This is a genomic window from Micromonospora sp. DT4, assembly GCF_049841675.1.
Classification (GTDB): Bacteria; Actinomycetota; Actinomycetes; order Mycobacteriales; family Micromonosporaceae; genus Micromonospora.
Map to the genome: position 1 here is coordinate 1 of NZ_JBNCKT010000145.1, position 10,854 is coordinate 10,854.

Sequence of the window (10,854 nt, forward strand, 5' to 3'; positions counted from 1 at the left end):
GAAAGCCGACGCGCGTCCCGCACCGTAACGCCCATACACCCCAAACGATCACAAACCATTTGGGTTACGGGCCAATAATCCGGACCACCTGGTCAACGAGGCACGTGGCCGGGAGATCGTCGAGCTGGTGCGGGGCGCGAAGGTCCGTCCGTCGGTGGCGGACCGCAAGATCGGTCAACTGCTGCTGTATCCGAAACCTTTCGCGGAGGGCCTCGGCTGGCAGGACTTCCTCGCCGGGCACACGTTGGACACCTTGTTGGTGCGCCGGGTGCGGTTCTATCTGACCAGCCGGGCAGCTGAGCATGAGGTGCCGCTGATCCGCAAGGCGGCGGAGCGGGAGTTTCGCCTCTTGCAGGGTATCCACCATCCGGGGGTGGCCCGCGTGCACGACCTGGTCGAGCATTCGTGGGGCCCGGCGGTCGTCTTCGACCACCAGCAGGACTGGGTACGCCTCGACCAGTGGCTGCTCAGGCGTGGCGACGCGTTGACGCTGGCACAGCGGTTGCAGTTGGTGCAGGATCTCGCCGAGATCATTGACTACGCGCACTCTCGGCGATTGGCCCACCGGGCGCTCTCGCCTCGGGCGATCTATGTCGGTGATCCGGAGGGCTCACGTCCGACACTGGTGGTGACCGACTGGCAGACCGGTGGTCGCCTGGCCGGCACGATTCAGTTGACCCGGCTGGGCCCGTCGAGTGATCCAGCCAGCTTGGAGCTGTTCTTCGACGACGAGGTCCGTCGCTACCAGGCGCCGGAGGCCGAGAACGCCACCCGGCTGCCGGGCCATCAGCTCGACGTGTTCTCGCTCGGCGCGTTGGCCTACCGGATATTCGCTGGCGCGGCCCCGGCTGCCACACCAGAGGAGTTGATCAACGCGGTTCGCGACAGCGGGCTGCACCTTGACGCCGTGGTCGACGGAATGCCTGACAGCCTGGTGACGCTGGTCTACGACGCGACCCGAGGCGACCCGGCGCACCGGCTGGCCAGCGTTTTCCGCTTCCGTAGCGACCTGGAGGACGTCTGGGAGGAGCTGACCGCACCGGAGCCGGAGCCGCTCACCGACCCGCTCTCGGCTCATCGGGGCGACCTGCTCGATGGCGGCCTGGAGGTCAGGGATCGGTTGGGTGCCGGGGCCACGGCAGTGGCCCTACTGGTCAAGCCGGTCGGGAAGACCCGCGAGCTGGTGTTGAAGGTGGCCCGCGACGAGCAGCACGAAGAGCGGCTGACTGCGGAGGCCCGTACCCTCGCGAAGTTGAAGCATCCCCAGGTGGCGGCGCTGGTCAAAGGTCCGGTGCGGGTCGGCGGCCGGACCGCCCTGTTGTTGGAGAGCGCCGGGCCGCGCACGCTCGCGGAGGAGTTACGCGGTGGCCGCTTGGCGCTCGACCTGCTGGAACGGTACGGGCGTGACCTCCTCGATATCGTCAACTACCTCGACGGGCAGGGTGTCTGGCACCGGGACTTGAAGCCCGCGAACCTGGCAGCCCGGCCCCGCCCGAAGGACAAACAGCCACACCTCTGCGTCTTCGACTTCTCGCTGTCGTCGAGCCCGGCCGACCAGATCAGCGCGGGCACCGTCGGCTACCTGGATCCCTTCCTGGGCCCGCCGCGCAGACTGCGCTACGACGCCGCAGCGGAGCGGTTCGCGGCGGCTGTCGTCCTCTACGAGATGGCGACGGGCACCCTGCCGCAGTGGGGCGACAACGCCAACCCGGTGGTGGTCAGCGACGAGGTGACCCTCGAGCCGGCGGCGTTTGATCCGGCCGTCGCTGACCGGCTGGTGGACTTCTTCCGCCGCGCGCTGGCCAGAGACGCAGCAGCCCGCTTCGACACGGTCGACGAGATGACCGATGCCTGGCGTGCCATCTTCCAGCAGATCCCGCAACCGGCCGTGACGCCGGTCGGGCCGGCGCCAGCGGTGGTCGGGCTGACCCGTGAGTCACCGCTTGAGGTGACCGACCTGACCGCGCGGGCACGCTCGGCGCTGGAGCGGCTCGGCATGCACACGGTCGGAGACCTGGTGGACGCTGAGCCGTCGGAGCTAACCAGGGCGAAGAGTGTGCCGGACGCCACGCGCAAGGAGATCCTTGCCGTGCGGCGGACCCTGCGGGCAGCGTTGCCCGACGACAACGAGTCGAGTACCAGAGACGAGCAGACGCTCGCACAGGGCGTGGAGGCCCTGTGCGCCACCCTGCTGCCGACCGCCACGTCACGTAACCACCGGACGATGGCCGTGCTGCTAGGCCAGGCACCTGCCGAGGACGGCGTGTTCCTGTGCTGGCCGGCCCAGAGCGAGGCGGCGCGAGCGACTGCCCGGAGCCAGCCGCAGATCTCCAAGCTGTTGAGCGCGCAAGCCAGGACCTGGCTGGGTAACCCCGCGCTGGAAGCGGTGCGTAACGAGCTCGTGGCGTTGCTGGACGCCCGGGGGGCGGTGATGTCCGCTGCGGAGTTGGCCGAGTCGTTGATCGCCGCCCGCGGTTCCTACACGCCCGCACCGAAACGTCTGCCGCAGGCGGTCGGGCTGGTTCGGGCCGCCGTAGAGGCTGAGCTGAGCACCGGTGGGGACGCCCGGTTGGCCATTCAGCGATTCCGTAACTCCGGCACGGTCCTGGTCGGCCGCGAGCCGGACGATCCGGCGTCCGACGTCACCGCCGCCGACTTCCTCGGGTACGTGGTGGAGCTGGGTGGCCGGGCAGCCGAGTTGGCTGCCGCCGACCCACTGCCGACCCGGCAGCGCGCCGTCGAGGAGCTACGCCGGCTGACCTCGCCGGCCGGCATGCCTGCGGTAGCCGATCTGAGACTGCTGCAACTCGCGGCGATCGGGAGCAATGACCGGGTCGACGTCAACGCCCAGGGGCAGCTCTACCCGGTGGGCATGTCGGCGGAGCGGGCCCTGCGGCTGTCGGTCGGCGGACTGATCGGCCAGCGGCTCAGGCCGCAGCAGATCCGTGACCGGGTGCAGAGCCGATTCCCCCGCGCGGAGCGGGTGCCAGACCGGCCGGCCCTGACCGATCTGCTCGCGGCGGCCGAGGTGCCGCTCACCTGGCACGCGCAGGATGTCGCGTACGGGCCGCCGAGCACGCCCGCGTCGGTGACCGGCACCCGGCTGGCCACCACCCACGCGCCGTTGCTCGGGCTGAGCGCCGCCGACGAGGTGGGCGAGAAGCTCACCGCTGCCATCGAGAGGCGAGCCTTTCTGGCGCTGCTGGCACCACTGCGCCGGCTGGGCCCGGCCCGACGGGCACTGTTGGCGCGGCTGCCGTTGACCGAGGTGGACGTGACCGCGGTCATGCTGGGCCGGCTGCGTGCCCTGGGCTTCCCATGGGAGGCGATCGTGGCGGCCGACAACGGCTCAGCTCTGGACGCTGACTTCCGCAGTCTGGTGGACCTGGTCCGGCACCAGGTGGTGCCGGCGGTCACCGAAGCGATCGCTGCCGCCGACCGACCGGTGCTGATCACCGAGGCAGCGCCGTTGGCCCGCTACGGGCAGGTCGGGCTGCTCCAGGAGCTGGCCGACCCAACCCGGCCCCGACCGGCGGCCCGGCTGCTGCTGGTGCCGGCCCGTCGACCTGAGCCGGCGGCGCTGGACGGAGTGCAGCTGCCGCTGACCTCACCGGCCAGTCAGTCGGTGTGGCTCGCCGACGATTGGCTAGAGTCGTCGGGCCGGGCGCCGTCGGCGGCGGGTTGAGCGGAGCTCCCGTTGCGGTGATGCTCGCCAGTCAGCTGGCTGTGTGCACTGGCCAGCCGGCGGAAGTGGTATCCACCGAAGGGGTCGAAACATGGCGAAGCTCGCATTGACGGCGGCCGAGGCCGCACTCTACGAGCTTGTCGGACCTCGGGTGTTCCTACGCGCGCGCCAGGTAATCGAGGACGGGGAGCTGCTGGACGTGCGATGGGATCCGTCGGCCGGCCAGGGGCACGGTCGGCTCGGCAGCGGAGCTGGGCTGGTGGCAGCAACGGCGCAACTGGCGGCCGACGGCATGGTCGAGGCGTTCGACGGCAAATGCACGTGCGGGCAGGCCGGCTGCGTCCACCCCGCCGCGCTGGTGCTGTCGGCGCTCGCCACGGCCACGCCCCGGAAAGCACGGCCGGCGCAGTCCGAGCCAAGCTGGGAGCGGTCGTTCTCCGAGCTGGTCCGGGACATCGCACCGCCGCAGACCGTGGTGGAGTCGGAGCCGCCGGGTCTCGGCCTGCAGTTCGACGTCGTCTCCGTAGGCTCGGACGACGCGGCGGGTTTCCAGGTCGATCTGCGGCCGGTGCTGCCGGGCCGCACCGGCTGGGTGCGCTCCGGGGTCAGCTGGTCGACGCTGAGCTATACCTACTTCGACCGGTCCGGGCAGACCGAGCGCCACCGACGACTGCTCCTCGAGATCGCCCGACTGGCGAACACCGACCCCTATCACTACTACGACGGCCAACGACGGGCGCTCGCGCTGCACGAGTTTCCCAGCCGGAGGATCTGGGATCTGCTGGCCGAAGCGGCCGAGACCGGGTTGCCGCTGGTGCAGGCCGGCAAACGTGCCGGGCCAGTGGTGCTGGGCCGTCCAGCTGGGCTCTCGGTGCAGGTGGGTCGGGTCGATGAGGAGTTGGTGCTGGCCCCGATGCTGTCAGCGGGCGGGGCACCGATCCCCGTTTCGCGCGTACTCCTGGTTGGCGAGCCGGCGCACGGCGTCGCCGGGGTGGGGGAGCTGCGTAGCGGGCCTGATGCCCGATCCAGTGGACCGGCGCTCTGGTTGGCGCCGCTGGCGGGGACGTTGCAGCCGGGGATGATGAGGGCGCTCACCGGGCCGGCGATCCGGATTCCCGCTGCCGAGGAGGCACAGTTCTTCGACCGCTTCTACCCGGAGCTGCTCCGCCAGGTGGAGGTGTTCGCCACCGACCCGGCCGTTCAGCTTCCGAGGGTAGGGCCGGCCACCCTGACCGCAACAGTCAGCCCAGAGTCGGAGAACCGTCTGCGGGTGGGCTGGGAGTGGCACCGGGTCGTCGGCGGCCGGCGCCATTCCGAGCCGCTGCGGGACGGATTGGCCGCCGTCCCGGACGAGCGCCGTGCGGAGCTGCTGCGGCAGGTCGTCGACCTGGTTGCCAAGCCGGTGCCTGAGCTCTTGGAACAGTCCTCGACCGGCCCCCGGCTGGCGGCGTCGGTGAACCTCACCGGTGACGCCCTGATCCGCTTCGTCAGCGACGTCGTGCCGCGACTGTCCGAGTTCGACGGCGTCGAGCTGGTCACCTCGTCGGAGGGGGTGCTCACCGACTATAAGGAGACGCACCTCGCGCCCACCATCACCTTCGCCGACGGTGGCGAGGCGGGCGGCCACGACTGGTTCGACCTGTCGGTGCAGGTCACCGTCGGTGACGAGCAGGTCGACTTCGTGGAGCTCTTCTCCGCGTTGGCGCAGGAGCAGCAGTACCTCATCCTGCCCAGCGGCACCTACTTCACGCTCGACCGACCGGAGTTCCAGCAGCTGCGGGACCTGATCGCCGAATCCCGGGCACTCGCGGACGCGCCGCCAGGGGTGCTGCGGGTAGGTCGATTCCAGGCAGGGCTCTGGGACGAGCTCGCCGAGCTGGGTGAGGTCATCGGCCAAGCCGCATCCTGGCAGCGGTCGGTACGCGCGCTCAGTGACATGGAGCCGGCAGCCGAGCAGCAGATCCCGGCAGGCGTACGAGCGCAGCTGCGCCCGTACCAACTCGACGGGTTCCGGTGGCTCGCCACCTTGCACGATCACGGCCTCGGCGGTGTTCTCGCCGACGACATGGGGCTCGGTAAGACCTTGCAGACGCTGGCGCTGATCTGCCACGCGCGCGCCGAGTCGCCCTTCCTGGTGGTCGCACCGGCCAGTGTCGTGGCCAACTGGGCGAGCGAGGCAGCCCGCTTCACACCGGGGCTGGACGTCCGGGCGGTGACCCAGACCGTGGCTCGGCGTGGTGTCACCCTCGCCGACGCGGTGACCGGCGCGGACATTGTGGTCACCTCGTACACGCTGTTCCGGCTGGAGTACGACGACTATCGCACCATCGAGTGGGCCGGGCTGATCCTCGACGAGGCGCAGTTCGTCAAGAATGCGCAGTCCCAGGCGCACCGCTGTGCGAAGCTGCTGCCGGCCCCGTTCAAGCTGGCGATCACGGGCACGCCGATGGAGAACCACCTCGGGGAGCTCTGGGCGCTCTGCTCGATCACCGCGCCCGGGTTGCTGCCCCGCGCCGACCGGTTCACCGACTACTACCGCAACCCGATCGAGAAGGAACGGGACACCGAGCGGCTCGCCCAGCTCCGCCGTCGGATTCGGCCGCTTATGCTGCGCCGACGCAAGGCGGACGTGGCGTCTGACCTGCCGGCCAAGCAGGAGCAGGTCATCGAGGTGGAGTTGGACCGCCGGCACCGCCGGGTCTATCAGGCGTACCTGCAGCGGGAGCGGCAGAAGGTCCTCGGTCTCCTCGGTGACCTGGAGAAGAACCGGTTCGAGATCTTCCGGTCGTTGACGCTGCTGCGGCAGGCGAGCCTCGACGTGGCGTTGGTCGACCCGAAGCACCAGAACGTGCCGGCGACGAAGCTTGACGTGCTCACCGAACGGATTTCCAGCCTGGTCGCCGAGGGGCACCGGAGTCTGGTGTTCAGCCAGTTCACCCGCTTCCTCGGCGCGGCCCGGCAGCGGTTGGAAGCGGCCGGGATCACGTGCAGCTACCTGGACGGGACCACCCGGGACCGGGCTGCCGTCATCGACGGTTTCAAGAACGGCGGCAACCAGGTCTTCCTGATCAGCCTGAAGGCCGGTGGCTTCGGTCTCAACCTCACCGAGGCCGACTACTGCCTGTTGCTCGATCCGTGGTGGAACCCGGCTGCCGAGAACCAGGCGGTGGATCGGACGCACCGGATCGGCCAGACCCGCAACGTCATGGTGTACCGGATGGTCGCCAAGGACACCATCGAGGAGAAGGTGATGGCGTTGCAGGCGCGTAAGGCCGAGCTGTTCAGCAGCGTCCTGGACGGCGGCGATTTCGGCTCCGCGCAGCTCACCGCCGGCGACATCAGGAGCCTGCTGGAGTGAGCGGCGTCGGCGATGATGCGCTCAGTCGGCGGTGCCGGCGGGAACGACCCAGGCGGTGGGCTGCCCGGTGATCGAGGTGATCAGGTCGAAGTCGCCGTCGTAGTGCAGCACGGTGACTCCGTGTCGCTCGGCGGTGGCGGCGATCAACAGATCCGCCATGGACAGCGCTCGGTGGTTGCCCTTGTGTAACGCCTGCACTTGGACGTCAATCGCCCGGTCCCAGACCTCGTCAGGCATCTCCAACCACCGGAATCCGCCCATCAGCCACCGGGCACGCTGGGCGTCCTTGGCGGTGCGGGCACTGTGGATCACTTCGATCTCGACCGCACCGCACACCGCGAGTAGCCCGCGATCGGACAGCTCACCGAGCACCGGAGCCACGCTGCGCCTGGGCCAACGGGCGAGGGCTGATCTGCCCAGCAGATAGTGCTCGTGACTCACGCTGCGTCCGGCTCGGCCGTCTCGACGGGACCCGTCAGATCGGGCAGCCCTCCGCTCTTGAGCCAGTCGGCGAACTGTCGCCGCTTCTCCCGGTCGACGACAGCCTTGAGGGCGGCGTTGACTGTTGCTTTCTTCGTCGTGGTGCCAAGGATCTTGCCGGCCTCGGCGAGTAGTTCGTCATCAACATCAAGGATCGTCCGGCTCACGGGTGCCTCCTCAGGTGGGCGATCATCGCCGATGATATAAATCCGGCACGTCTTTGATATCAGGGTTCGCTGACTCGCCATGCTGAGAGTCGCCTGGCCGGTCGCACATTGGGCAGCCGAGGCGTGCTGTCGCTCCGAAGCGTGGACCGGAATAGTCCGAACCGGCCGGTGTGTCTCGGATCCTAGATCCGGACCGTGCAGTCCAGGCTGGAGGACGCTCGGAGCATCCAGAATGGCCATCCGGAGGGCACCTGTGTCGTCACTGAATGTGGTAAAAATCTAGGAATGCCGCTGCGCAAGATCGTGCTGGAGAACTACCGCTGCTTCCGGGACCGGCAGGACATCGAGCTGGCGCCGGTCACGGTGGTCCTCGGCAAGAACAACTCCGGCAAGAGCGTGCTGACCCGTGCCCCGCTGGTCATCGGGACGGGCTTCGACACCACCAGCACCGCACCACTCGACCTGGATCGCCTGGTGCCACAGCCGGTGGACGGCTTTCCCGACCTGATCTTCGAGCAGAGCCCGCACGGGTGGCCAAGCTGCTCGATCTGGCCATGACGGGGCGGCACCGTTGGCGGCCCGATCGCGCTGTCGCGGAGAGCGCGGCGCGCTTCGCCGAGACGCTGCCGTTCAAGGCGGTGAAGACCTTCGTCGAGCACGCGTTGGTGGAGGCGTTCAAGCCGTCGACGGCCGAGGACGCCAGCGCGGTGGTCACCGCCGCGCGACTCAAGGACCTGGTGGAAGACCTCAGCCGACCTGCGGTGCTGGTCGTTGAGGACGAGATCACCGAGGAGTCCTTCCTGCTGGCCGTCGCCGAGGCGTTCGGCGAACACGCCATCGTGGAGGCCCTCGATGCGCACTGGCTACGACTCAGCCACGCCGGCGGCAAGGACCGGATGCTGCAGTTCGTCGAGCGGCGGCGCCGCGAATTCTCCGTACTGATCCGGGTGGCGGCGCTGATGGACAGCGACCGAAGCAAGGCCGGTCACCGGACCAAGAATGTCACCTACGCCCTGCAGATCCGCGCCCTCGGCGAGGGTAGCGAGGTGCACCTGTGGCACTGCCGTGAGCTGGAAAACTATGTGCCGTGCCGGGTGTGGGAGGAAGCCTTCATCGACCGGGCCCCCGCCGAACGGGACGCCAAACTGGCGAGTCTTCGATGCATGCCCCACGAGGACCGGCACTATGTGGACGTGAAGAAGCACTTCGGCGGGTCGATGCCCAAGCCGTTGATCCCACCCGATGTGCGGCTCACCGAGGCAGACTTCGACGAGCTTGGCCCGGTCGCCGTGGCGGACCTGCGGGAGCTGCTGGCCATGATTCGTCGGATTCTGTAGGACACTGACGCCCATGCGCACCGACCAGGCCGAGATCCGACCGGACCCGACGATCGCGCTCGTCGGCGACCTGCTGACCGACATCGGCAAGGGGACGGTCCGGGTGCCGGCGTTCCAACGGCCATTCGTCTGGCGGCCGGCGCAGATGTTGGAGCTCTTCGACAGCATCGAACGCGGCTACCCGATCGGCAGCCTGCTGCTCTGGCAGACCGAGCTGCCGATCCCTTCGCTGGAGCGGATCGGCGGCCTGCCGATCCCGCCGCCACCGACGGCGGGGCAGCAGATCTCCTACCTTCTCGACGGCCACCAGCGGGTCTCCACCCTCTTCGGCGTGCTGAATCGGCCGCCGAGACGCGGTCCGGCCGAGGACGATGCAGACTGGATCTGGCAGGTCTATCGCGATTTGCGCGCCGACCAGGCCGGCTCGGAGCGCTACCGGCACCATCGCTCGGGTCGCTGGTCACCGCACCTGTTGCCGCTGGCAGCGGTGATGCGCACCCGGGACTTCCTCGGGCACTTCCGCGAGGTCGAGCTTGCCACCCGGGACGTCGACCAGGTCGACATGCTCATCCGCGAGGCCGAGGCGGTCGTGCAGCGGATCAAGAGCTACAAACTCACTGTCGTACGCCTGCAGGGCGCGAGCCTCGACCAGGCGGTCAACGTCTACGCCCGGCTCAACCGCACCGGCACCCGGATGGACCCGGACCAGATGGTCTCGGCGCTGACCTACCGGGAGGAACAGCCGTCCCTCGCCAGCCGGATCGACGACATCGTCAGCTCGATCGCCGAGTCAGGCTTCGGTGAGTTGCCCCGACTCGCGGTCTTCCGCTCGCTGCTGGCGATCGCCGGCGAGTCGGACATCATGTCGCCGCGCTGGAGCCTGGTCGCCGACTACGTGCAGAACCGGCTGCACGACGACCTGCCACACACCGGTCGGGCGGTGGGACTGGCGGCGGAGTTCCTGCGTAACGGCGTCGGAATGCCGCACGCCCGCTTCCTGCCGTACTCGCATCAGTTGGTCTTGCTGGCGATGTTCTTCCACACCTGCCGGGAGCCGAGCGGCCGGCACTATGACGGGCTGCGGCGGTGGTTCTGGGTGACCTCGTGGTCGAGCGCGTTCGCCGGGGCGACCTCGACCATGCTGCGCCGGGCGCTGGCCGAGATGCGGCGGTTCGCCACCGACGAGGCTGACCTGCCGCTGGACGTGGCCGCTGTGCAGCCGATGCCGGAGTCGTTCAACCTCAACAGCGCGCGGACGAAGGCATACGTGATCTGGGAGGCGGTGGAGTTTCCCCGGCGCCTGGACATGCTCGGCCAGCCCTTCGAGGTGGCGAACGTGCTCGCGACGGCAGACAACCAGATCTTCCGGCACGTGGTGCCGCGCGACCCTCGCCCAGCCAACCGGCTGATCTTCCCGACCACACCGAACACCAGCGTCCTCGCAGGTCTCAAGGGGCTCGACCTACCCGTCGGGCCGGGTCTCTTCGACGGCAACCCGGAGCTGCGTCGGCTGGTGGGCCAGTCGCAGACTGAGCAGATCCTGGAGAGCCACGGGATTCCCCTTAAGGCGTGGCGGCGGCTCTGCGACGGGGGCAACGGTGGGCAGATTTTCGTCGAGGACCGCACTGAGTTGCTGGAGCGGCGGCTCCGCGCCTTCGCCGACCATTTGGACGTGCCGGTAGGTGGTCAGGTCGCTGGTGTGGCCGATGACGATTCGGAGTAGTGGCAGCCGGGGCGACAGACCTTAGGATCTAGGGCCTGTCTTGTGGATCATGGTTGGTGGGGTAGGAACATCACGGGTGTCCGGAGTGTTACCCGAGCGCTATG

General features: G+C 68.9%; 7 protein-coding genes. 5 read left to right on the top strand and 2 right to left on the bottom strand.

Annotated elements, in window-relative coordinates:
- The first annotated feature begins 88 nt into the window (after positions 1-88).
- Both pglW and ACLQ24_RS26325 read left to right on the top strand, forming a co-directional pair.
- The gene (pglW, locus tag ACLQ24_RS26320; RefSeq protein ID WP_425894395.1) at positions 89-3,685 is read left to right on the top strand and encodes a BREX system serine/threonine kinase PglW; all 3,597 of its coding nucleotides are present in this window, start codon (positions 89-91) and stop codon (positions 3,683-3,685) included.
- Positions 3,686-3,776: 91 nt separating this feature from the next.
- Positions 3,777-7,043 carry an SNF2-related protein gene (locus tag ACLQ24_RS26325; protein WP_425894389.1) on the top strand — a complete coding sequence of 1,089 codons (3,267 nt, stop codon included), beginning with the start codon at positions 3,777-3,779 and terminating at the stop codon, positions 7,041-7,043.
- A 21-nt stretch (positions 7,044-7,064) separates the two neighbouring features.
- On the opposite strand, the gene ACLQ24_RS26330 is transcribed toward ACLQ24_RS26325, so the two are convergent.
- Positions 7,065-7,484, bottom strand: coding sequence for a PIN domain nuclease (locus ACLQ24_RS26330; protein ID WP_425894390.1), 420 nt, complete (start codon positions 7,482-7,484; stop codon positions 7,065-7,067).
- Positions 7,481-7,690: a type II toxin-antitoxin system VapB family antitoxin gene (locus ACLQ24_RS26335; RefSeq protein WP_357951042.1), complete on the bottom strand. Its 210-nt coding sequence runs from the start codon at positions 7,688-7,690 to the stop codon at positions 7,481-7,483. Before ACLQ24_RS26335 ends, ACLQ24_RS26330 begins: the two co-directional genes overlap by 4 nt.
- Positions 7,691-7,975: 285 nt before the next feature.
- On the opposite strand from ACLQ24_RS26335, the gene ACLQ24_RS26340 reads away from it, so the two are divergent.
- The 3 genes from ACLQ24_RS26340 to ACLQ24_RS26350 are packed head-to-tail and all read left to right on the top strand — an operon-like array spanning position 7,976 to position 10,750.
- Positions 7,976-8,248, top strand: coding sequence for an AAA family ATPase (locus ACLQ24_RS26340; protein ID WP_425894391.1), 273 nt, complete (start codon positions 7,976-7,978; stop codon positions 8,246-8,248).
- The gene (locus ACLQ24_RS26345) at positions 8,221-9,027 is read left to right on the top strand and encodes a hypothetical protein (RefSeq protein ID WP_425894393.1); all 807 of its coding nucleotides are present in this window, start codon (positions 8,221-8,223) and stop codon (positions 9,025-9,027) included. The genes ACLQ24_RS26340 and ACLQ24_RS26345 overlap by 28 nt, the downstream gene beginning before the upstream one ends.
- A 13-nt stretch (positions 9,028-9,040) precedes the next feature.
- The gene (locus ACLQ24_RS26350) at positions 9,041-10,750 is read left to right on the top strand and encodes a DUF262 domain-containing protein (protein WP_425894394.1); all 1,710 of its coding nucleotides are present in this window, start codon (positions 9,041-9,043) and stop codon (positions 10,748-10,750) included.
- The last annotated feature ends 104 nt before the right edge of the window (positions 10,751-10,854 follow it).

Excerpts from the sequence above, each read along its gene's own strand:
- ACLQ24_RS26325 (WP_425894389.1), top strand. The coding sequence starts at position 3,777 with ATGGCGAAGCTCGCATTGACGGCGGCCGAGGCCGCACTCTACGAGCTT.
- ACLQ24_RS26340 (WP_425894391.1), top strand. The coding sequence starts at position 7,976 with ATGCCGCTGCGCAAGATCGTGCTGGAGAACTACCGCTGCTTCCGGGAC.
- ACLQ24_RS26350 (WP_425894394.1), top strand. The coding sequence starts at position 9,041 with ATGCGCACCGACCAGGCCGAGATCCGACCGGACCCGACGATCGCGCTC.